Origin of the sequence: Enterobacter sp. Y17, from assembly GCF_019730495.1 — a bacterium.
Lineage (GTDB): Bacteria > Pseudomonadota > Gammaproteobacteria > Enterobacterales > Enterobacteriaceae > Enterobacter > Enterobacter asburiae_B.
On sequence record NZ_JAASKP010000001.1, the window covers coordinates 927289 to 948272 of the forward strand.

A 20984-nucleotide genomic window follows, 5' to 3' on the forward strand; every position below is an offset into this window, starting at 1 on the left:
TTGTGTTGAGCGTCGCGCTTAGCGGTCTTTTCTCCACGCATCGGCGGTCAATGCTTCACCAAAATGACCGGCAATCAGTCGTTTTGTCAGCTCATGAAGCGGGGAGGCCATCACATCCGCCGTGCTGCCGCGCTCGACAACTTCGCCCTGGTGCATGACCATCACCTGATCGCTGATGTGCTTCATCATTCCCAGATGCTGGGTGACGTAGATATACGAGATCCCCTGTTTTTCCTGCAATTCCAGCATCAGGTTAATCAGCTGCGAGCGCATCGACATATCCAGCGAGGCAAGCGCTTCATCCGCAATGATCACTTTTGGCCGCAAAATCAACGCACGCGCCAGGCCCAGACGCTGTTTCTGGCCGGGGGCCAGCATATGCGGGTAGTAGCTTTCGTGATCCGGCAACAGCCCAACCATGCGCAGGGTTTCAAATACGCGCTTACGGCGCGCCTCTGGCTCCAGGTCGGTGTTCAGACGCAGCGGAAAATCGAGGATCTGAGAGATGCGCTGGCGCGGGTTAAGCGAGGTCGAGGGATCCTGGAAAATCATGCGGATGCGCTGGCTGCGGAAAGAGTAATCGCCGAACGTCAGAGGATGATCGTCAATCAACACTTCGCCTGCAGTCGGTTCAACCATGCCGGCGAGCATTTTCGCCAGGGTGGATTTCCCGGAACCGTTCTCGCCGATGATCGCCAGGGTCTGTTTTTCACGCAGCGTAAAGCTCAGCGGCTTCACCGCGTCGACAGTTTGACGATGAAACAGCCCCGTGCGGTAGCGAAAGGTCTTACTCAGGTTGCGAACTTCCAGTAAGGTTTCGACCATTTCACTCTCTCTCCATGTTCAGCGGGAAATGACAGGCGTACAGATGATTCTTGGCCCCGGTCAGGCGTGGCGTCTCGATACATTTACGCTGAGCATAGGGGCACCTTGGCCCCAGACGACAGCCTATCGGCAGGGATTCCAGCAGCGGAATCGCCCCCGGCAGGGTATTCAGGCGGCTCTTATGCGGCATCGCGCTGCCAAAATCCGGAATGGCGCGGATAAGCGCCTGCGTATACGGATGATGCGGCGCGCCGATCAGATCTTCACTCGGCGCGGTTTCGACCGTTTGCCCGCAGTACATGACGTCAATTTTATCCGCCCATTTGCTGAGCATTTGCAGGTCATGGCTGATCAGCAAAATGGTGGTGTTGTTATTCTGGTTGAGACGCGACAGCAGGCGGAAAATTTGCGCCTGCGTGGTGGGTTCCATCGCGTTGGTGGGCTCATCCGCAATCAGCAAACGCGGCTGATTTGCCAGCGCGATGGCAATCATCACTTTCTGACATTCGCCGTCGGTCAGCTCATAGGGGAAGCTGCGCATCGCATCTTTGTGATCTTTAATCCCAACGCGGTGTAAAAGCTCGATGGCGCGGCGCTTGCGCCAGCCAACGCGTTGCCACCAGCGGCCTTTATAGGTCCAGCCGGGAATGTTCTGCATGAGCTGTTTACCCACGCGTTCGGACGGGTCGAGACAGGACTGCGGCTCCTGGAAAATCATCGAGACGTTATGCCCGACAAGCTTTCTCCGCTCGCGGGGGGAGAGGCGCAGCAGATCGATATCGTCAAAACGCATACGGTCTGCCGTCACGCGCCAGTTGTCTTTCGCCACGCCGCAGATAGCCTTGGCAATCAGGCTTTTTCCCGAGCCGGATTCCCCCACCAGCCCGCGTATTTCACCCTCTGCAAGGGTGATGCTGATGCGATCGACGGCTTTAACCCAGCCTTCACCGGTTTTGAATTCGATGGTGAGGTTGCGAATATCAAGAAGCGGCATTATTGCACCCCCGCGTTAATTGCACGGCGAATACCGTCGCCCAGCAGGTTGATAAGCAGCACGCTCACCATAATGGCCGCACCCGGCAGCATGACCGTCCAGGGTGCTACGTAGATCAACTCCAGCGCATCGCCGAGCATCGCACCCCATTCGGGCGACGGCAGCTGTGCACCGAGATCGAGGAAGCCGAGCGCCGCGATGTCCAGGATCGCCATCGACAGGGCGCGGGTGATCTCAGTGACCAGCCCGGCGGCGATGTTGGGCAGCACGGCAAACCACAGAATGTTGAAGGTCGTCGCGCCGTCCAGACGCGCGGCGACGACGTACTCTTTTTCCAGCTCATCATGCACCATGCTGTAAACCGAGCGCACGATGCGGGGCAGGATAGCCAGCCAGACGGCGAACATGGCGTGCGACAGGTGCGGACCGGCAAAGGCAACAACAATGATTGCCAGCAGCAGGGACGGAATCGACAGCAGCGTATCCAGAATGTGGTTAAGGACCGCCGAACGCAGGCCATGGGTGGATCCCGCAAAAATACCGAGCGCCAGCCCGCAGATCGTAGCCGCGAGCGTCACCACAAATGCGCCGCCCACCGTCGGGGCTGCACCGCTCAACAGGCGGCTCAACACGTCACGTCCGAGGTCGTCCGTTCCCAGGAAGAAAGAGACTTCACCGTAGCGCGACCAGGACGGCGGCAGCAGCTGATAGCCAAGGAACTGCTGGTCGATGCCGTACGGCGCGAACCACGAGCCAAAGACGCAAAGCAACACCAGGCCGGCGCAGCCGTAAAGGCCGATCATCGCCGTGGTGTCACCATAGAATTTACGCCACACGGTACGCAGCACGCCGGGCGTGCGCTTTTCACTGTATACGCTATCGTAAGGCATACCATTCCTTATGCTTCAATGGGTTAGCCATGGCACCCAGAATATCGGACAACACGTTAACAATAATCACCAGCGAACCAATCACCATCACGCCCGCAGAAATAGCGGCGTAGTCCTGCTGGCGGATGGCGTTAATCAGCCATCGCCCCAGGCCTGGCCAGCTAAAGACCATCTCGGTAATCATCGCCAGCGTCAGCATGGTGGAAAACTGTAATCCCAGACGCGGAATAACCGGCGGCAGCGCGTTGTGCAGGACATTGCGGCGAAGTATGGTCAGGCGGGACAACCCGCGCGTGGCCGCGGCTTTGACGTAGTTCTGGTCAAACACCTCGATAGTGCTCAGGCGCATCAGGCGGATCACTTCGGTTGTTGGCGCAACCGCCAGCGTCAGCACCGGCAATACCATATGGCGCACGGCGCTGACGATCATCTCATGGCGCCACACCGAATCGGACAGCCATGCGTCAATGATGGCAAAACCCGTCACCGTTTTAACCGTATAGAGCAGGTCAAAACGACCCGAAACCGGCAGCCAGCCCATCGTCAGCGAGAAGAACAGCGTCAGCAGCAGCGCCAGCCAGAATACCGGGATGGAAAAGCCGAACAGGGCGAGGGCGCTGATAAACTTATCCTGCCATTTGTTGCGATAGATCCCGGCCAGCATGCCCACGGGGATGCCGACCATCAGGGCAAAGCCGAAGGCCAGAATGCACAGCTCCATCGTGGCCGGGAAAACCTCTTTCAGCTGCTGGGAAATCAGCTGCCCGTTGATGCTGGACACGCCGAAATCCCAGTGCAGCAGCCCGTTAAACCAGAACAGCCAGGCATCCCACAGCGACGACCCCTGGAGCGGGGCGTGGGGCGTGAAATAGCTCAGGCTGAAGCCGACAAAGTTCAGGAAAAAGAGCGTCACCAGCAGCAAAAGGAGCCGACGTAAGGTAAAAATAATCATGGTTTTTTCACCTCTTGTTCTTTTTCACGCGACACGCCGGCGAACGAGGCGTTGCCGAACGGACTCAGCACCAGGCCTTTAATATCGTAACGATAGGCCTGAAGACGCAGGGAAGAGGCCAGCGGCAGCACCGGCAGCTCCTGGGCAAGGATCTTCTGCGCTTCATCATAGGCGTCGATGCGTGAGGCCAGCTGTTGGGAAGCCAGCGCTTTTTGCAGCACGGCGTCAAACTCACGGTTACACCAGTGGGCGTAGTTGGTCTGCGAGTTTATCGCCGCACAGCTTAGCAGCGGCCGGAAGAAGCTGTCCGGATCGTTACTGTCGGTGGCCCAGCCGGTCAGGGTTAAATCATGATTCATGTCCATCAGGCGCGCCTCCTGGAAACGGCCCTCAACCGGTACGATGATCACCTTAACGCCCACCTGCGCCATATCTGCCTGCAGCAGTTCGGCGGTCTTGAGCGGGCTCGGGTTCCACGCCTGGGAGCTGGTTGGCACCCAAAGCTGCAGCGTGAGGTTTTCCGCCCCCAGCGCCTTCAGCTGTTCACGCGCTTTTGCCGGATTGTATTCCGTAATTTTAGCTTCACCGTCATAGGCCCACGAGGCGCGCGGTAAAATTGAGGCGGCGGTTTCCGCCGTGCCGTAGTAGATCGACTGCATCAAACGCTGGTTGTTAATCGCCAGCGCCAGAGCGTGGCGTACGGCAGGGTTATTCAACGGCGGCTTATCCGTGTTAAAGGCCAGATAAGCGATATTCATGCCGGGGCGTAACGTCAGGCGCAGGCGCGGATCGTCACGCAAAATGGTGAGCTGGCTGGCCGCGGGCCAGGCGAGCACGTCGCACTCCCCGGTGAGCAGTTTTGACAGACGTCCCGTTCCGCCTGAACCGAGATCGACCACCACCTGCGGCATCAGCGGGGTGCCGCGCCAGAAATGCTCATGACGCTGCAGACGAATATACTGCCCGGCGCGGTATTCAGCGAGCTGGAACGGACCGGTGCCGACCGGCTGACGATCGAGCAACTCCTGACGATCTTTTTTCGTCAGGTTTGCCGCGTATTCAGCGGACATGACTGACGCATAGTGGGTCGCCAGGTGCCAGAGGAAGGAGGCATCCGGGCGCGTCAGCGTAAATTCAACCGTCCGGTTGTCCAGCTTGCGCACGCTTTTGACGGTGTCAGCAAACTGCAGGCTGTCGAAATAGGGGAAATTATCCCCGTTAACGTTATGCCACGGGTGGTTGCGGTTAAAGATGCGCTGGAAGGTAAAGACCACGTCATCTGCGTTCAGCTTGCGCGTGGGGGTAAACCAAGGCGTGCGCTGAAACGCGACGTCATCGCGCAGGTGAAAACGGTAGGTTGCGCCGTTATCCAGCACTTCCCAGCTTTCCGCCAGCTCAGGCACCAGACGGTAGGTGTATGGGTCAACATCAAGCAGACGGTCGTAAAGCTGCGCGGCCAGGGTATCCACGATCAGGCCGCTGCCCGCTTTTTGCGGGTTGAAGGTATCCACCTGGCCGCTTACGCAATAGACAAAGCCGCTGTCACGAATGTCAGGCTGGGGAGTTTGCCCGGGCGCGGCAAAGGCCAGGCTGCTAAACAGACCGAGTGCTAAAAAGGACGATAAAACCAGACGCATAATTTTTAAGGTTTTTAGGTTCGATCTGCAAAGTGTATCGCACTTACGCCTGCTTCGTAAAAATGTCTGCAGGTAAGTGCTGATATTGTCAGCGCATTTGATGCTTTTTGAGCAATGCCCTTAACTGATGGTAGGTCAGACCCAGCAGTTCAGCCGCCCGTTTCTGGTTATATTTTGCCGTCTTCAGGCTTTGCTCCAGCAACTGTTTCTCCTGATCGTTCTGGAACTGGCGTAAATCAAGGGGGAGAGTAGGGAGATCGCCTGAAGGCGCTGGTGCGGACAGTGGCGCTGCGCTGCGCTGAAAAGGATCGATAATGATATTGTCCAGCTCCGTCTCGCTGCTGCCGTGGCGATAGACGGAGCGCTCCACGACGTTTTTCAGTTCACGGATATTTCCCGGCCAGTGGTAAGCCAGCAGCGTTTCCTGCGCATAATCGCTGAAGCCGGGGAACAGCGGCAGTCCGAGCTCGCGGCACATCTGAATCGCAAACTGGTCTGCCAGCAGCATGATGTCGCTTCTGCGCTCGCGCAGGGGAGGAAGCTGAACGACGTCAAAGGCCAGGCGGTCAAGCAGGTCGGCACGGAATTTCTCCTCCGCCACCATCTCCGGCAGGTTGGCGTTCGTGGCGCACACCAGGCGTACGTTAACCTGCAGCGGCTGGCTGCCGCCGACGCGCTCCAGCTCGCCGTACTCAATCACGCGCAGCAGTTTTTCCTGCACCAGCATGGGCGCGGTGGCCAGCTCATCCAGAAACAGCGTACCGCCGTCAGCGCGCTCAAAGCGTCCGGGATGGCGTTTCTGTGCACCGGTAAACGCGCCCGCTTCATGGCCGAAGAGCTCGGTGTCGAGCAGGTTTTCATTCAGCGCCGCGCAGTTAAGGGAAATGAAGGGGCCATCCCAGCGCCCGGAGAGGTAATGCAGACGGTTGGCTATCAGCTCTTTCCCCGTTCCGCGTTCACCGACGATCAGCACCGGTTTATTGAGCGGCGCTAGGCGAGAGACCTGTTCCAGCACTTCGAGAAAGCTGTTTGCTTCGCCGAGTAAATTGTCTTTGTATCCGGGCATGATGAAATTAACCACTCCTTAGCGATATTCACCAGGGAAGAATAGTTCTTCACTGCGTAAAAATCAATCAGACTCAGTGAAATCAATAAGATAAAAACCTGGCATGATGTTTGTATTATCAGTACAGCAGGGCATAGCCCGATAACAGAACTATGAGGATTAGATTATGGGTATTTTTTCTCGTTTTGCCGACATCGTGAACGCCAACATCAACTCACTGCTTGAGAAAGCGGAAGATCCGCAGAAGCTGGTACGTCTGATGATTCAGGAGATGGAAGACACGCTGGTTGAAGTGCGTTCAACCTCTGCCCGCGCGCTGGCGGAGAAAAAACAGCTTACGCGTCGTATTGAACAGGCAACCGCTCAGCTGAACGAATGGCAGGAAAAAGCGGAGCTGGCGCTGCGTAAAGACAAAGAGGATCTGGCCCGTGCGGCGCTGATCGAAAAACAGAAGCTGGCTGATATGGTCGCGACGCTCGAGCATGAAGTCACGCTGGTGGATGACACGCTCACCCGTATGAAGAAAGAGATTGGTGAGCTTGAAAATAAACTTAACGAAACCCGCGCGCGTCAGCAGGCGCTTACCCTGCGTCACCAGGCGGCAAGCTCTTCCCGCGACGTGCGTCGTCAGCTGGACAGCGGTAAGCTTGATGAAGCGATGGCGCGTTTTGAATCGTTTGAACGTCGTATCGACCACATGGAAGCGGAAGCCGAAAGCCACGGCATCGGCAAGCAGAAGTCGCTGGATCAACAGTTCGCCGATCTGAAGGCTGATGATGAAATCAGCGAGCAGCTGGCGGCACTGAAAGCCAAAATGAAGCAAGACAACCAATAATAATTCCTGCGGCACCTGAGCGTGCCGCATCATAAGACAAGGAGTACACATGAGCGCGCTTTTTCTGGCCATTCCCCTGACAATTTTCGTGCTGTTCGTTTTGCCGATTTGGCTATGGCTGCACTACAGCAACCGTTCTTCTCGGGGCGAACTCTCCCAGAGTGAACAACAGCGTCTGGTACAGCTCTCCGACGAGGCGAACAAAATGCGCGAACGCATTCAGGCGCTGGAAGCCATCCTGGATGCTGAGCATCCAAACTGGAGGGACCGTTAATGTCTGGACTGAATCTGAACAAAAAGTTGTGGCGTATTCCACAGCAGGGCATGGTGCGCGGCGTTTGTGCCGGGCTGGCTCACTATCTTGATGTCCCGGTCAAACTTGTCCGCGTGGTCGCGGTGCTATCGATATTCTTCGGCCTGGCGTTTATTACCCTGGTGGCATACATCGTCCTGTCGTTTGTTCTTGACCCGATGCCAGAAGGAGAACTGGCTGCGGAGGGAGCTCCGACCAGCAGCGATCTTCTCAATGCGGTTGATGAGCAACTCGCCGCCGGTGAGAAGCGGCTACGGGAAATGGAACGCTATGTCACGTCGGATACCTTTACGCTGAGAAGTCGCTTTCGTCAGCTTTAAGAGAGAGATGAGATGAAACAACACTGGCAACAGGCCGGTCAGAAGGTAAAACCCGGCCTGAAAATCGCAGGTAAACTGGTCCTGCTGACCGCGTTACGGTTCGGCCCGGCAGGTGTGGCGGGTTGGGCGATCAAATCCGTTGCCCGCAAACCGGTCAGAATGGTGCTGGCCGTGGCGCTCGAACCGCTGCTGCAAAAGGTGGCAAAAAGGCTTTCTCGCCGTTACTTATCCCAATAATTCCTGCTGGCGTTAGCCCTTTCCCTGACGGGGGAGGGACTGGCGACGGTTAACCGCATTTCCTCTTTTCCCGGTTCTTTCTTTGCGGCAGCTCACAATATTGCGCTGAGCTGCTTTGCAATCACCTTTTTCTCCTTTCTGGTCCGTTGACAGATATTTTTCATGGGAGTAGATTGCCACTCCGTGGGACCGCTACCATGGAAAATGAAATGAATACAAAAATTAAAGAACTCATTAATCTTGTTTACGGGGGAACGTTTTCTGACGCCCATCTTAATGTGCTGCTGGAAAATATTGGAAATGCCGCTTCTGTTATTACGGAAAAACGTAAAACGGGTTGGGATGAAAAAGACGTTGTCCTGATTACCTATGCCGATCAGTTTTCAGCGAAAGGGGATAAGGCGCTACCGGTGTTTACACGTTTTTATAACAGGTGGCTTTCTCGTTCTTTTTCTCATGTTCATCTCTTGCCTTTTTATCCATGGTCTTCGGACGACGGGTTTTCGGTTATTGATTATCACGAGGTTGCACCGGAAACCGGAACGTGGCGAGACGTTGCCGAATTAAAACAGTCAGCCAGTTTAATGTTCGATTTCGTATGCAACCATATGTCAGCCAAAAGCAAATGGTTCGCTAATTACCTGAAGCAAATGCCAGGATATGAAGATTTCTTTATTTCTGTCGATCCTGAAACAGACTTATCCGCGGTGACGCGTCCGCGTGCCTTACCGCTTCTTACGCCTTTCACGCTGCATGACGGCAGCGTGCGACACCTATGGACCACCTTCAGCGAGGACCAGGTCGATCTCAATTTCGCCTCTCCGCAGGTGCTGATCGCGATGGTTGACGTGCTGCTGCATTACCTGATTGAAGGGGCGCGATACATTCGTCTGGATGCGGTGGGATTCATGTGGAAAATACCCGGAACAAACTGCATCCACCTTGAGCAAACCCACCAGCTCATCCAGCTTTTCCGCGCGATTACCGAGGCTGTCGCCCCTGGAACGGTGATTGTTACCGAGACGAACGTTCCGCATAAAGATAACGTTGCTTACTTCGGTGACGGCGAAAATGAAGCGCAGATGGTTTATCAGTTCTCTTTGCCCCCGCTGGTGCTGCATGCGGTGCATTCTCAGGACGTCGGGACGCTGAGCCAGTGGGCAGCGTCGCTGACGTTGCCTTCCACGAAAACCACCTGGTTTAACTTCCTGGCCTCGCATGACGGGATTGGTCTGAATCCGTTACGCGGAATTTTACCCGAGTCGGAAATCCTCTCGCTTGTGGAAAAACTTCAGGCTGAAGGGGCGTTGGTTAACTGGAAAAATAACCCAGATGGTACACGCAGTCCTTATGAAATTAATGTGACCTATCTGGATGCTTTAAGTACGCGTGACAGTCTTGATAGCGATCGAATTGCCCGGTTTATTCTGGCGCATGCCGTCCTTTTAAGCTTCCCCGGCGTGCCTGCGGTTTATATCCAGAGCATTCTCGGCTCGCGTAATGATTATGCAGGTGTTGAACGACTGGGATATAACCGTGCGATTAATCGTGAGAAATACACGGCAGGAAAAATTGATGGCCTGCTTGAAGATAAAAATAGCCTGCGTTCTCAGGTCTATCGCTCGTTAAGCCAGTTAATCACGCTGCGTCGGGCGGAGAAAGCATTCCATCCTGACAGTGAAGCTTATTTCAGTACGTTAGGTAGACATGTTTTAAAAATCGTTCGCGTCGCGGATTGTGGTGAGAAAGTAACGGCGCTGTTTAATTTCACTGATGGCATTCAAACGGTAGAATCCGATATTCATTCCGGAACGGAATTGATTTCCGGGAAAGATATTACAGATAAAACGCTGACCCTATATCCATGGCAGGTGTTGTGGATTAAAGAAAACTAAAAAGGACCTTAAAAATGAAAATGCCCAGAATTGTGCTGATTTCAGCACTGGTTTCGTGCGCCTTGTTATCAGGGTGCAAGGACGACAAAAAGTCTGCTGTCACTATTGAGTTTATGCACTCGTCAGTCGAGCAGGAGCGCCAGGCGGTTATCACGAAGCTTATCGAAAAGTTCGAGAAAGAGAACCCTGGCATCACGGTGAAACAGGTGCCGGTCGAAGAGGATGCCTACAACACCAAGGTTATTACGCTCGCCAGAACGGGCGCGCTGCCAGAGGTGATTGAAGTCAGCCATGACTACGCGAAAGTCATGGACAAGGAACAGCTGCTGGATCGCAAAGCTATCGGCGAAGCCATTAAAGCGGTAGGCGAGGACACCTTCTATGACGGCATCTTGCGTGTTGTTCGTACGGAAGACGGTTCTGCCTGGACGGGTGTGCCAGTCAGCGCCTGGCTATCCGGCGTCTGGTATCACAAAGATGCACTGGCTGCGGCGGGTATCCAGGAGCCGCATAACTGGGCGCAGCTGCTGAAAGCCAGCCAGAGCCTTAACGACCCGGCCAAAAAACATTACGGCATTGCGCTGCCCACCGCCGAAAGCGTGATGACGGAGCAGGCATTCTCCCAGTTTGCGCTTTCCGGCGGCGCGAACGTTTTTGATGCCAAAGGGAACGTCAACATCGATACCCCTGAAATGGCAAAAGCCCTGGCGTTTTATAAAGATCTGGCCGCGACCACCATGCCGGGTTCAAACGACGTCATGGAGATCAAAGATGCCTTCATGAACGGTTCTGCGCCGATGGCGGTTTACTCCACCTACATCCTTCCGGCGGTATTCCAGGACGGAAACCCTGCCAACCTGGGCTTCGTCGTCCCAACAGAAACCTCTTCTGCCGTTTACGGCATGGTCACGTCGCTGACGATTACCACCGGTCAAACCGAAGATGAGACCCAGGCGGCTGAAAAGTTTGTGACCTGGATGGAGCAGGCTCAAAACGCAACCGACTGGGTCATGATGTCGCCCGGCGCGGCACTGCCGGTGAACAAGCTGGTGGTGGGCACCGATACCTGGAAAAACAACGATGTGATTAAAGCGTTTGGGCAACTGCCTTACGAACTTATTGCGCAGTTCCCGAATGTGCAGGTGTTTGGCGCCGTGGGCGACAAAAACTTCACACGCATGGGCGATGTTACCGGGTCCGGCATCATCAGTTCCATGGTGCATAACGTCACGGTGGGGAAAAAAGATCTCAGCAACACGCTTAGTAACAGCCAGAAGCGTTTGACCGATCTGATTTCACAACGATAGGAGCGCTCTGCGGAAGGAAATTATGAAGACGTTGTTTTCTGGTCGTTCAGATATGCCTTTCGCCATGCTGCTGTTGGCCCCCAGCCTGATTTTGCTGGGGGGCCTGGTGGCCTGGCCAATGATTTCCAATATTGAAATCAGTTTCTTACGTCTGCCGCTTAACCCGCGCATTAGCGCTGTGTTTGTCGGGCTGGATAATTACATTCGCATTCTCAGTGATGCAGCATTCTGGCACTCCCTGTGGATGACGTTCTGGTACACCGCGCTGGTGGTGATCGGCAGCACGGGGTTGGGGCTGGCGGTGGCGATCTTCTTTAACCGTGAATTCCGTCTGCGGAAAACGGCACGTTCACTGGTGATTTTGTCCTACGTCACCCCGTCCATTTCGCTGGTGTTTGCATGGAAATACATGTTCAACAACGGCTACGGCATTGTGAACTATCTGGGCGTTGACCTGCTGCATCTGTATGACCAGGCGCCGCTGTGGTTCGACAATCCTGGCAGCAGCTTTGTGCTGGTGGTGCTGTTCGCCATCTGGCGCTACTTCCCGTACGCGTTCATTTCGTTCCTCGCGATTTTGCAGACCATTGATAAGTCGCTGTATGAAGCGGCGGAAATGGACGGCGCGAATGCCTGGCAGCGTTTTCGAATCGTTACGCTGCCCGCGATTATGCCGGTGCTGGCAACGGTGGTGACGCTCCGCACTATCTGGATGTTCTACATGTTTGCGGATGTCTACCTGTTGACGACCAAGGTCGATATTTTGGGCGTCTACCTCTACAAAACGGCATTTGCTTTCAATGATTTGGGTAAGGCTGCGGCGATCTCCGTCGTGCTGTTTGTGATCATCTTCGCGGTGATTCTGCTGACCAGAAAAAGGGTAAACCTCAATGGCAACAAATAAACGCGTACTGAGCCGTATTGGTTTTTATCTCGGTCTGGCGGTGTTCCTGGTCATCACGCTGTTCCCGTTCTTCGTGATGCTGATGACGTCGTTTAAGAGTGCGAAAGAGGCGATATCGCTTAACCCGACCATATTGCCGCAGGCGTGGACGCTGCAGCATTACGTCGACATCTTTAATCCGCTGATTTTCCCGTTCGTGGACTATTTCAAAAACAGCATGATGGTGTCGCTGACCTCCTCGGTGATTGCCGTATTTCTCGGCACGCTGGGGGCTTACGCCTTGTCCAAACTGCGTTTTAAGGGCCGCACGACGATCAACGCGAGTTTTTACACCGTGTACATGTTCTCCGGAATATTGCTGGTGGTGCCGCTGTTCAAAATCATCACTGCTCTTGGGATCTACGACACCGAGCTGGCGCTGATTATCACCATGGTGACCCAAACGTTACCGACAGCGGTGTTCATGCTGCGCAGCTATTTCGACACCATCCCGGACGAAATCGAAGAAGCCGCGATGATGGACGGCCTGAACCGCCTGCAAATCATCTTTCGCATCACCGTGCCGCTGGCGATTTCCGGGCTCGTGTCGGTGTTTGTCTACTGCTTCATGGTGGCGTGGAACGACTACCTGTTTGCGTCCATTTTCCTGTCCAGCGCCAGCCATTTCACCTTGCCGGTTGGGCTGAACACGCTCTTTAGCACGCCAGATTACATCTGGGGTCGCATGATGGCGGCATCGCTGGTGACGGCGCTTCCGGTGGTCATCATGTACGCCCTGTCTGAACGTTTTATTAAAAGTGGTTTGACCGCCGGTGGCGTGAAGGGCTGAGGCGGCCAATTTTAACAAGGAGTCAGTCATGAAAAAATTAGTTGCGACAGCGCCACGCGTGGCGGCGCTGGTGGAATATGAAGATCGTCCGGTTGCCGTCCATGAAGTGAAAATTCGCGCCCGCTTTGGCGCGCCGAAACACGGTACCGAAGTGGTGGATTTCCGCGCCGCCAGTCCGTTTATTGACGAAGAGTTCAACGCGGAGTGGCAGATGTTCACCCCACGTGAAGAGGGGGCGGCCCGCGGGATCGAATTCGGTAAGTTCCAGCTGGGCAATATGATTGTTGGCGAGATTATCGAATGCGGTGCTGACGTCACGGAATACCAGATCGGCGACAGCGTCTGCTGCTACGCACCGCTGCAGGAAACGGTGATCGTTAACGCGGTGAATAACTATAAGCTGCGCAAAATGCCGCAGGGCGCCTCCTGGAAAAACGCCGTTTGCTACGATCCGGCGCAGTTCGCCATGAGCGGCGTGCGTGATGCCAACGTTCGGGTCGGCGACTTTGTTGTCGTGGTCGGTCTGGGAGCCATTGGGCAGATTGCGATCCAGCTGGCGAAAAAAGCCGGTGCGTCAGTGGTTATCGGTGTTGATCCAATCGAGCACCGCTGTGAGATCGCCCGTCGTCATGGGGCAGACCACTGTCTGAACCCAATAGGCACCGATGTCGGTCTGGAAATCAAAAAGCTGACCGGGAAGCAGGGCGCGGACGTGATCATCGAAACCAGCGGCTTTGCAGATGCGCTGCAGTCCGCGCTGCGCGGGCTCGCCTATGGCGGCACTATCTCCTACGTAGCCTTCGCGAAACCGTTCGCGGAAGGCTTTAACCTCGGCCGCGAAGCGCATTTCAATAACGCGAAGATTGTCTTCTCCCGCGCCTGCAGCGAACCCAACCCGGATTACCCGCGCTGGAACCGTAAACGTATTGAAGAGACCTGCTGGGAACTGCTGATGAACGGCTATCTAAATTGTGAAGATCTCATCGATCCGGTAGTCACCTTCACCACCAGCCCGGAAAGCTACATGAAGTATGTCGATCAGCACCCGGAACTGAGCATCAAAATGGGCGTCACTTTTTAAGCTAAGGAAAGCAAAACATGAAAATCGCAACACAAAATCAGGCCTTTTTCCCGGTCAATATCAAGGAGAAATTCGAGTACATCAAAGCGATGGGTTTTGATGGCTACGAAATTGACGGCAAGCTGCTGGTGGAAAACCTCGCCGAGGTAAAAGCGGCGATTAAAGCCACCGGTCTGCCGGTGACGACGGCCTGCGGCGGATACGATGGCTGGATCGGCGACTTCATCGAAGAACGTCGTCTGAACGGGTTAAAGCAGATTGAACGTATCCTGGAAGCGCTGGCGGAAGTGGGCGGCAAGGGCATTATCGTGCCTGCTGCCTGGGGGATGTTTACCTTCCGTCTGCCGCCAATGACCTCCCCACGCAGCCTGGACGGTGACCGCAAAGCCGTAAGCGCCTCCCTGCGCTGTCTGGATGAGGTGGCGGCGCGCACCGGAACGACCGTCTATCTGGAGCCGCTGAACCGCTATCAGGATCACATGATCAACACCCTGGCTGACGCGCGCCGCTATATCGAAGAGAACGGCCTGAAGCACGTGCAGATCATCGGCGATTTCTATCATATGAACATCGAAGAAGACTCGCTGACGGATGCGCTGCATCAGCACCGCGATCTGCTGGGCCATGTGCACATTGCAGATAACCACCGCTACCAGCCGGGCAGCGGCAGCCTCGATTTTGCCAGCCTGTTCGCTCAGCTGCGTGCGGATAACTACCGGGGTTACGTGGTGTATGAGTGCCGTGTTCGCGCCGAGGATCCGGCTCAGGCATACCGGGACTCGCTCACTTACTTGCGTAAATGCTAAGGATGTCGAGCGTGATGAGTGCTTCTACACCTTCGCCTCTGCGCGTCGCCATCATTGGTGCCGGACAGGTCGCGGATAAAGTGCATGCCTCGTATTACGCCACGCGCAGTGATGTTCAGATGGTGGCTGTCATGGACAGCCATCCTGAACAGGCTCGGGCGTTTGCGGAACGTCATGGTATTCCCTCGGTATGGCAGGATGCGCGAGAGATGCTCGAGGCGGTTAAGCCGGATATGGTGAGCGTCTGTTCGCCTAACCGGTTCCATTTCGGGCACGTCATGGCCGCGCTGGAAGCAGGCTGCCACGTGATGTGTGAAAAACCGCCAGCTATGACGCCGCAGGAAGCCGATCGGATGCGCATGGCCGCGCGCAAGGCGGGAAAAGTGCTGGCGTATGATTTTCACCATCGTTTTGCTCTCGATACGCAACTGCTGCGTGAAGCTGTGATGAAGGGGGCGCTGGGAGAAATTTATTACACCACGGCGCAGGCGTTACGCCGCTGCGGGGTTCCCGGCTGGGGCGTCTTTACCAACAAAACGCTTCAGGGCGGTGGGCCGCTGATTGATATCGGCATCCATATGCTCGATGCCGCGATGTACGTGCTGGGGTTCCCGGCGGTAAAAAAGGTGACGGCACACAGCTTCCAGAGGCTGGGAAACCGTAAAAGCAGCGGCCAGTTTGGCGAGTGGGATCCCACGCAGTTTACCGTTGAAGATGCCCTGTTTGGCACCATTGAGTTCTGCAACGGCGGCATTTTGCGTCTGGACACGTCGTTTGCGCTCAATATCCGTGAACAATCCATCATGAACGTCGCATTCTGCGGCGAAAAGGCTGGCGCCATGCTGTTTCCGGCGCACATCTACAACGACGAAGCCGGTACTTTAGTCACCCTCACGCAGCGTGAAGAGGCTGACGATCGGCGTCATATGCGCAGTATGGATGCCTTCGTACGGCATGTGCAGGGAGAACCCGTCATGATCGCTGATGCGGAGCAGGGGCTGGTTATCCAGCAGCTCGTCGCCGCGCTGTATGAATCAGCAGAAACAGGGGAAAGCGTGACGTTATGCTAAACGTGTCTGTATTAACCGACCCGGGCTTTTGTCCACACAGCCTGAATAAATACGCCTCCATCATGGCCTGCGGTAATGGCTACATGGGGATCCGCGCTGCGCACGAAGAAGATTACACCCAGCAAACCAGAGGCATGTATCTTGCGGGCCTCTATCATCGTGCTGGTCGCAACGAGACCACTGAGCTGATCAATCTGCCGGATATCATCGGTATCGATGTTGAGCTGGATGGCGTCAATTTCACGCTCCTGTCAGGCGAAATCCTCGAGTGGCAGCGCGAGCTGGCGTTTGCTAATGGGGAGCTTCGTCGCAGCGTCGTCTGGCGCTCGCCTGACGGGAAACGCTATCGTCTGGAGAGCCGTCGTTTTGTGTCGCTAAACCAGTTGCCCTTAGTGGCCATGCAGCTTTCGATTACACCGCTCGATGCCGCCACGCAGGCCGTGCTGCAAACCGGCATTGACGCAACGCAAACGAACAGCGGCAGACAGCATCTGGATGAAATGTCGGTCAGAGTGTTCGACCAGCAATATATGCAGGGCGTGTATGAAACGCAGGACCGCGCGTCTGAGATTGTTGTTTCAGCATATTGTCAGCTCTCCGCGAAGAGCGATAGCTGTTTCACCGCCAAAAATCGTCGTCTCAGCGTTCATCATTCGCTGACGATTGCTAAGGGTGACACTGTCACGCTTGAAAAAATCGTCTGGGTGGCACATCGCAGTGATAAAGCACTGTCGCAGGCCTCGTTCGCCCGAAACGCGCTGGCCGATCTTAAGGTCTGTGCGGCAAGAGGCTACGACGCCTTGCTTGAGAGTTCGGCGTGTGCCTGGCAAGAGGTCTGGTGCGATGCTCGGGTGGAGGTGGAGTCTACGGAACATCAGGATCAGATGGCGCTGGATTACGCCGTCTGGCATTTGACGACCATGACGCCAACCCATGATGAGCGAAGCAGTATCGCCGCCAAAGGGCTGACGGGAGAGGGGTATAAAGGCCACGTCTTCTGGGATACCGAAATTTTCCTGCTGCCTTTCCATCTCTTCACGCGACCTCAAATCGCTCGTAGTCTGCTGCGCTATCGTTGGCTCAACCTGGCCGGGGCGCGGGAAAAAGCCCGTCGCAACGGCTGGCCCGGCGCGTTGTTCCCATGGGAAAGCGCCGCCAGCGGGCTGGAAGAGACGCCGGAGTTCGCGGCTATCAACATCCGAACCGGCACGCGCCAGAAGGTGGCCTCCGCGCTGGCGGAACACCACATCGTGGCGGACATTGCCTGGGCCGTCGTCGCTTACTGGCAGGCGACGCAGGATGAGACCTTTATGCGAAACGAAGGCCTGACGCTGCTGATGGAAACCGCCGTGTTCTGGATGGGCCGCGCGACGGAAATTAATGGTCGTCTCGAAATCCATGACGTTATCGGACCGGACGAATACACCGAGCATGTGAACAACAACGCGTATACCAACTATCTGGCCTGGCACAACGTCGCCTGCGCTCGCCAGTTTATGGCGATGTTTGGGCGCGAGGATGAAGGTTTTACGCAGAAAGCGACACGGTTCCTGACGTGCTTATGGCTGCCGGAGGCCAATCCAGACGGTGTGATCCCGCAGGATGATACCTTCATGGCCAAACCGGCCATCGATCTCAGCCGCTACAAAGCCAAAGCGGGTAAGCAGACCATTCTGCTCGATTATTCCCGCGCGGAAGTCAACGACATGCAGATCCTTAAGCAGGCTGATGTGGTGATGCTTACCTACCTGTTGCCGGAGCGGTTTACCCCGCAGCAGTGTGCCGCCAATCTGGCGTTCTATGAGCCCCGCACGATCCATGACTCTTCGCTGAGCAAGGCCATTCACGGCATTGTGACTGCCCGCTGTGGTGACGTCGAAGGTGCCTACGCCTTCTGGCGCGATGGCGTCGCTATCGATCTTGGGGACGACCCGCACAGCTGCGATGACGGAATTCACGCCGCTGCGACCGGCGCTATCTGGTCCGGCGTCATTCAGGGCTTTGCCGGTATGCAGATAGTGGATGGGGAGCTGCATCTTTCGCCCAGGTTGCCGGCCCACTGGCGAAGACTGGCATTCCCGCTGCGCTGGCGAAATGCAACGCTGCACTTCACCTGTGAAAACGAGGTGTTAACCATTGAAGCTTCGGCACCTTCCATGTTGACGCTGTGGGGCAAGACGCTACACGTATCGGGGCGGACAGTTTGCGCTTATAAGGATTTTCTTGCACCTGTTGATGGGACCGCTACCACGGAGGGGCGCCATGACGCTTAAGGCGGTTGTATTCGATCTGGACGGTGTGATCACCGATACCGCACACCTCCATTTTCTGGCCTGGCGTGCAGTGGCGGATGAAATCGGCATCACCTTCGACGAAGTATTTAACGAACAGCTGAAGGGCATTAGCCGCATGGATTCCCTGCAGCGCATCCTGAAGCATGGCGGGAAAGAGGGGATGTTCAGCCATGAGCAGGGCCTCGCGCTGGCGACGAAAAAGAACGCGCTCTATGTCCAGTCTCTGGCGTCGCTGACGGAGGATTCACTGCTTCCGGGTATTCGCGACGTCCTGGCGGATATCCGTGCGGCGAAGGTCAAAATTGGGCTCGCCTCCGTATCCCTGAATGCCCCGGGGATCCTGCACGCGCTGGGCATTCGTCAGGCCTTCGATTTTTGCGCCGATGCTTCCCGTATTCGCCGCTCAAAGCCAGACCCGGAGATCTTCCTTGCTGCCTGTGCAGGCCTGAATGTGCGTCCTGACGAGGCTATAGGTATCGAAGATGCACCTGCAGGCGTTGAGGCGATCAACGCGGCGGGAATGCTATCGGTTGGGATTGGATCTGGCCTGAACCATGCGGGTTTACAACTTCATTCAACGCGGGAACTGACCTGGAAATGCCTGACCGAGTTTTGGGCATCCCGGACGTATTGATAAGGAATTAACAATGGCTCAACTGTCCCTGAAACACATTCAGAAAATCTATGATAACCAGGTCCACGTGGTTAAGGATTTCAGTCTCGAAATCGAAGACAAGGAGTTCATCGTCTTCGTCGGGCCTTCGGGCTGCGGGAAATCCACGACGCTGCGCATGATTGCCGGTCTGGAGGAGATCAGCGCGGGTGAACTGATTATTGACGGGGTGTGCATGAATGACGTGCCCGCCAAGTCACGCGATATCGCGATGGTGTTCCAGAACTATGCGCTTTATCCGCATATGACGGTCTACGACAACATGGCGTTCGGCCTGAAGATGCAAAAAATTGCGCCTGTGGTTATCGACGAGCGTGTTAACTGGGCGGCACAGATCCTCGGATTACGCGAGTACCTCAAGCGTAAACCGGGCGCGCTGTCCGGCGGCCAGCGACAGCGCGTGGCGTTGGGCAGGGCGATCGTGCGCGAAGCGGGCGTGTTCCTGATGGATGAACCGCTCTCCAACCTTGATGCCAAGCTTCGCGTGCAGATGCGGGCTGAAATCAGCAAGCTGCACCAGAAGCTCAACACCACGATGATTTACGTGACCCACGACCAGACGGAAGCCATGACGATGGCGACCCGCATCGTGATCTTAAAAGACGGCATTATTCAGCAGGTCGGCGCTCCGAAGCAGGTATACAACGAACCGGCAAACATGTTTGTTGCTGGGTTTATTGGATCGCCAGCCATGAACTTTATTCGCGGTGCTATCGACGATCGCTATTTCGTCACGGAAACGCTGCGTCTGGCGATCCCGGAAGACAAGCTCGCTTCACTGAATGCCGCAGGGTATCAGCGCAAAGCGGTGGTGTTTGGGATCCGCCCGGAAGATATTCTCACTCTGCAGAGCAGTGGTAATAATATCGCGGCGAAAGTCAGCGTAGCCGAACTGACCGGCGCAGAATTTATGCTTTACGCCACCGTTGGCGGTCATGAGCTGGTGGTTCGCGCTGGCGCGGCGAATGATTATGCCGCAGGGGATAATATCAACATCCAGTTCGATATGAATAAGTGCCATTTCTTCGACGCTGAAACCGAAGCGGCTATTAGATAAGAAAGGTGTTCGCCGGAAATGCAAATTTCCGGTTTTTTTGTTTGTTACTTATAAAGGGAAAATTAAATGAGTACTCTACTAAGAAGTGCTGCGCTCGTTCTGTGCGCAGGAGTTAGCTGTGCACAAGCATCAGAAGCAGCTAAACAGTGGGAATTTAATATTGGCGCAATGTATGAAATCGAAAACGTTGAGGGGCAGGGCGACGATAAAGATGGATTATATGAACCTTCCGTGTGGTTTAATGCAACCTGGGATGCGTGGACTATTTCGCTGGCGATGTATCAGGAGGGGCCGGTTGATTACAGCAGTATGACCCGTGGAACCTATTTCGATCGTCCTGAATTTCAATTACGCTATCGCTTTATCGGAACAGATAATTTCACCTTCGGTCTGACCGGCGGTTTCCGTAATTATGGTTATCACTTTAAAGATGAGCACGGTGCCAAAGACGGCAGCGCTAATATGCAGCGCTACAAAGTTCAGCCTGACTGGGATATTAAATTAACCGACGACTGGCGTTTTGGCGGCTGGTTTGCCATGTATCAGTTTGCTAACGATCTGCAAAAAACCGGCTATGCTGACAGCCGCGTTGAAACCGAAACGGGCTTTACCTGGACCATTAACGAAACCTTTGCGGCTAAAGTGAATTATTATTTAGAGCGCGGCTTCAATATGGACAGTTCCCGTAATAACGGCGAGTTCTCTACTCAGGAAATTCGTGCCTATCTGCCCATTTCGTTAGGTCAGACCACCTTAACGCCTTATACCCGCCTGGGGCTCGATCGCTGGTCGAACTGGGACTGGCAGGACGATCCTGAGCGTGAAGGACACGATTTCAACCGACTCGGTCTCCTCTACGCTTACGATTTCAACAATGGTTTATCCATGACGCTGGAATACGCCTATGAGTGGGAAAACCACGATGAAGGCGAAAGCGACCGCTTCCACTATGCGGGGGTTGGCGTAAACTACGCGTTCTGACCGACTGCACGCCAGGGG

21 protein-coding genes are annotated in these 20984 nt (G+C 55.3%); 15 read left to right on the forward strand and 6 right to left on the reverse strand.

The genetic code is table 11. From position 1 onward, the window contains the following. Positions 1–18: 18 nt before the first annotated feature. The 6 genes from sapF to pspF all read right to left on the reverse strand — a co-directional run bounded on the left by sapF (position 19) and on the right by pspF (position 6364). Positions 19–825: a putrescine export ABC transporter ATP-binding protein SapF gene (gene sapF / locus HCH49_RS04230; protein WP_023312051.1), complete on the reverse strand. Its 807-nt coding sequence runs from the start codon at positions 823–825 to the stop codon at positions 19–21. A 1-nt stretch (position 826) separates the two neighbouring features. Beyond that, the gene (sapD, locus tag HCH49_RS04235) at positions 827–1819 is read right to left on the reverse strand and encodes a putrescine export ABC transporter ATP-binding protein SapD (protein WP_033145732.1); all 993 of its coding nucleotides are present in this window, start codon (positions 1817–1819) and stop codon (positions 827–829) included. Further along, positions 1819–2709: a putrescine export ABC transporter permease SapC gene (gene sapC / locus HCH49_RS04240; protein ID WP_032656751.1), complete on the reverse strand. Its 891-nt coding sequence runs from the start codon at positions 2707–2709 to the stop codon at positions 1819–1821. The genes sapD and sapC overlap by 1 nt, the downstream gene beginning before the upstream one ends. Next, on the reverse strand, positions 2696–3661 hold the full coding sequence (gene sapB, locus HCH49_RS04245) for a putrescine export ABC transporter permease SapB (protein WP_023312049.1): 966 nt from the start codon (positions 3659–3661) through the stop codon (positions 2696–2698). Before sapB ends, sapC begins: the two co-directional genes overlap by 14 nt. After that, positions 3658–5298 carry an ABC transporter substrate-binding protein SapA gene (gene sapA / locus HCH49_RS04250; RefSeq protein ID WP_048976563.1) on the reverse strand — a complete coding sequence of 547 codons (1641 nt, stop codon included), beginning with the start codon at positions 5296–5298 and terminating at the stop codon, positions 3658–3660. The genes sapB and sapA overlap by 4 nt, the downstream gene beginning before the upstream one ends. Positions 5299–5386: 88 nt before the next feature. Next, positions 5387–6364: a phage shock protein operon transcriptional activator gene (gene pspF / locus HCH49_RS04255; RefSeq protein WP_045889391.1), complete on the reverse strand. Its 978-nt coding sequence runs from the start codon at positions 6362–6364 to the stop codon at positions 5387–5389. Positions 6365–6530: 166 nt separating this feature from the next. On the opposite strand from pspF, the gene pspA reads away from it, so the two are divergent. The 15 genes from pspA (at position 6531) to HCH49_RS04330 (ending at position 20966) form a co-directional block, all read left to right on the forward strand. Beyond that, on the forward strand, positions 6531–7199 hold the full coding sequence (pspA, locus tag HCH49_RS04260) for a phage shock protein PspA (protein WP_033145729.1): 669 nt from the start codon (positions 6531–6533) through the stop codon (positions 7197–7199). Between the two features lie 49 nt (positions 7200–7248). Further along, positions 7249–7473 (forward strand): envelope stress response membrane protein PspB, encoded by a 225-nt coding sequence (gene pspB, locus HCH49_RS04265; RefSeq protein ID WP_023312045.1) that lies wholly within the window; start codon positions 7249–7251, stop codon positions 7471–7473. Continuing rightward, positions 7473–7832: an envelope stress response membrane protein PspC gene (gene pspC, locus HCH49_RS04270; RefSeq protein ID WP_023312044.1), complete on the forward strand. Its 360-nt coding sequence runs from the start codon at positions 7473–7475 to the stop codon at positions 7830–7832. Before pspB ends, pspC begins: the two co-directional genes overlap by 1 nt. Positions 7833–7844: 12 nt before the next feature. Beyond that, positions 7845–8069, forward strand: coding sequence for a phage shock protein PspD (gene pspD, locus HCH49_RS04275; RefSeq protein ID WP_023312043.1), 225 nt, complete (start codon positions 7845–7847; stop codon positions 8067–8069). A gap of 197 nt (positions 8070–8266) precedes the next feature. Next, a complete protein-coding gene (locus HCH49_RS04280; protein WP_311775721.1) occupies positions 8267–9964 on the forward strand; it encodes a sugar phosphorylase in 1698 nt (565 codons plus the stop codon). A gap of 14 nt (positions 9965–9978) precedes the next feature. Continuing rightward, positions 9979–11271 carry an ABC transporter substrate-binding protein gene (locus HCH49_RS04285; protein ID WP_033145727.1) on the forward strand — a complete coding sequence of 431 codons (1293 nt, stop codon included), beginning with the start codon at positions 9979–9981 and terminating at the stop codon, positions 11269–11271. Positions 11272–11293: 22 nt separating this feature from the next. After that, a complete protein-coding gene (locus tag HCH49_RS04290; RefSeq protein WP_023312040.1) occupies positions 11294–12175 on the forward strand; it encodes a carbohydrate ABC transporter permease in 882 nt (293 codons plus the stop codon). After that, complete coding sequence (locus HCH49_RS04295) at positions 12162–13004, forward strand: carbohydrate ABC transporter permease (RefSeq protein ID WP_058841283.1); 843 nt, start codon at positions 12162–12164, stop codon at positions 13002–13004. The genes HCH49_RS04290 and HCH49_RS04295 overlap by 14 nt, the downstream gene beginning before the upstream one ends. Before the next feature lie 28 nt (positions 13005–13032). After that, complete coding sequence (locus HCH49_RS04300; protein ID WP_221702233.1) at positions 13033–14085, forward strand: zinc-binding alcohol dehydrogenase; 1053 nt, start codon at positions 13033–13035, stop codon at positions 14083–14085. 17 nt (positions 14086–14102) lie between these two features. Next, positions 14103–14891 (forward strand): sugar phosphate isomerase/epimerase, encoded by a 789-nt coding sequence (locus tag HCH49_RS04305; RefSeq protein WP_221702234.1) that lies wholly within the window; start codon positions 14103–14105, stop codon positions 14889–14891. Between the two features lie 11 nt (positions 14892–14902). Further along, positions 14903–15961 carry a Gfo/Idh/MocA family protein gene (locus HCH49_RS04310; protein WP_221702235.1) on the forward strand — a complete coding sequence of 353 codons (1059 nt, stop codon included), beginning with the start codon at positions 14903–14905 and terminating at the stop codon, positions 15959–15961. Further along, a complete protein-coding gene (locus HCH49_RS04315) occupies positions 15955–18234 on the forward strand; it encodes a glycoside hydrolase family 65 protein (protein ID WP_221702236.1) in 2280 nt (759 codons plus the stop codon). Before HCH49_RS04310 ends, HCH49_RS04315 begins: the two co-directional genes overlap by 7 nt. Continuing rightward, positions 18224–18889 (forward strand): beta-phosphoglucomutase, encoded by a 666-nt coding sequence (gene pgmB, locus HCH49_RS04320; RefSeq protein ID WP_221702237.1) that lies wholly within the window; start codon positions 18224–18226, stop codon positions 18887–18889. The genes HCH49_RS04315 and pgmB overlap by 11 nt, the downstream gene beginning before the upstream one ends. 13 nt (positions 18890–18902) lie before the next feature. Next, positions 18903–19985: an ABC transporter ATP-binding protein gene (locus HCH49_RS04325; protein ID WP_048979157.1), complete on the forward strand. Its 1083-nt coding sequence runs from the start codon at positions 18903–18905 to the stop codon at positions 19983–19985. Between the two features lie 66 nt (positions 19986–20051). Further along, positions 20052–20966: an OmpG family monomeric porin gene (locus tag HCH49_RS04330; protein ID WP_047060998.1), complete on the forward strand. Its 915-nt coding sequence runs from the start codon at positions 20052–20054 to the stop codon at positions 20964–20966. The last annotated feature ends 18 nt before the right edge of the window (positions 20967–20984 follow it).

Coding starts and splice junctions, on each gene's coding strand:
- HCH49_RS04315 (WP_221702236.1), top strand. CDS start 15,955: ATGCTAAACGTGTCTGTATTAACCGACCCGGGCTTTTGTCCACACAGC.
- HCH49_RS04285 (WP_033145727.1), top strand. CDS start 9,979: ATGAAAATGCCCAGAATTGTGCTGATTTCAGCACTGGTTTCGTGCGCC.
- HCH49_RS04325 (WP_048979157.1), top strand. CDS start 18,903: ATGGCTCAACTGTCCCTGAAACACATTCAGAAAATCTATGATAACCAG.
- pspA (WP_033145729.1), top strand. CDS start 6,531: ATGGGTATTTTTTCTCGTTTTGCCGACATCGTGAACGCCAACATCAAC.
- HCH49_RS04305 (WP_221702234.1), top strand. CDS start 14,103: ATGAAAATCGCAACACAAAATCAGGCCTTTTTCCCGGTCAATATCAAG.
- sapB (WP_023312049.1), bottom strand. CDS start 3,661: ATGATTATTTTTACCTTACGTCGGCTCCTTTTGCTGCTGGTGACGCTC.
- HCH49_RS04300 (WP_221702233.1), top strand. CDS start 13,033: ATGAAAAAATTAGTTGCGACAGCGCCACGCGTGGCGGCGCTGGTGGAA.
- pspB (WP_023312045.1), top strand. CDS start 7,249: ATGAGCGCGCTTTTTCTGGCCATTCCCCTGACAATTTTCGTGCTGTTC.
- sapD (WP_033145732.1), bottom strand. CDS start 1,819: ATGCCGCTTCTTGATATTCGCAACCTCACCATCGAATTCAAAACCGGT.
- HCH49_RS04295 (WP_058841283.1), top strand. CDS start 12,162: ATGGCAACAAATAAACGCGTACTGAGCCGTATTGGTTTTTATCTCGGT.
- pspD (WP_023312043.1), top strand. CDS start 7,845: ATGAAACAACACTGGCAACAGGCCGGTCAGAAGGTAAAACCCGGCCTG.
- pspF (WP_045889391.1), bottom strand. CDS start 6,364: ATGCCCGGATACAAAGACAATTTACTCGGCGAAGCAAACAGCTTTCTC.
- sapA (WP_048976563.1), bottom strand. CDS start 5,298: ATGCGTCTGGTTTTATCGTCCTTTTTAGCACTCGGTCTGTTTAGCAGC.
- HCH49_RS04280 (WP_311775721.1), top strand. CDS start 8,267: ATGGAAAATGAAATGAATACAAAAATTAAAGAACTCATTAATCTTGTT.
- sapF (WP_023312051.1), bottom strand. CDS start 825: ATGGTCGAAACCTTACTGGAAGTTCGCAACCTGAGTAAGACCTTTCGC.
- pspC (WP_023312044.1), top strand. CDS start 7,473: ATGTCTGGACTGAATCTGAACAAAAAGTTGTGGCGTATTCCACAGCAG.
- sapC (WP_032656751.1), bottom strand. CDS start 2,709: ATGCCTTACGATAGCGTATACAGTGAAAAGCGCACGCCCGGCGTGCTG.
- HCH49_RS04290 (WP_023312040.1), top strand. CDS start 11,294: ATGAAGACGTTGTTTTCTGGTCGTTCAGATATGCCTTTCGCCATGCTG.
- pgmB (WP_221702237.1), top strand. CDS start 18,224: ATGACGCTTAAGGCGGTTGTATTCGATCTGGACGGTGTGATCACCGAT.
- HCH49_RS04330 (WP_047060998.1), top strand. CDS start 20,052: ATGAGTACTCTACTAAGAAGTGCTGCGCTCGTTCTGTGCGCAGGAGTT.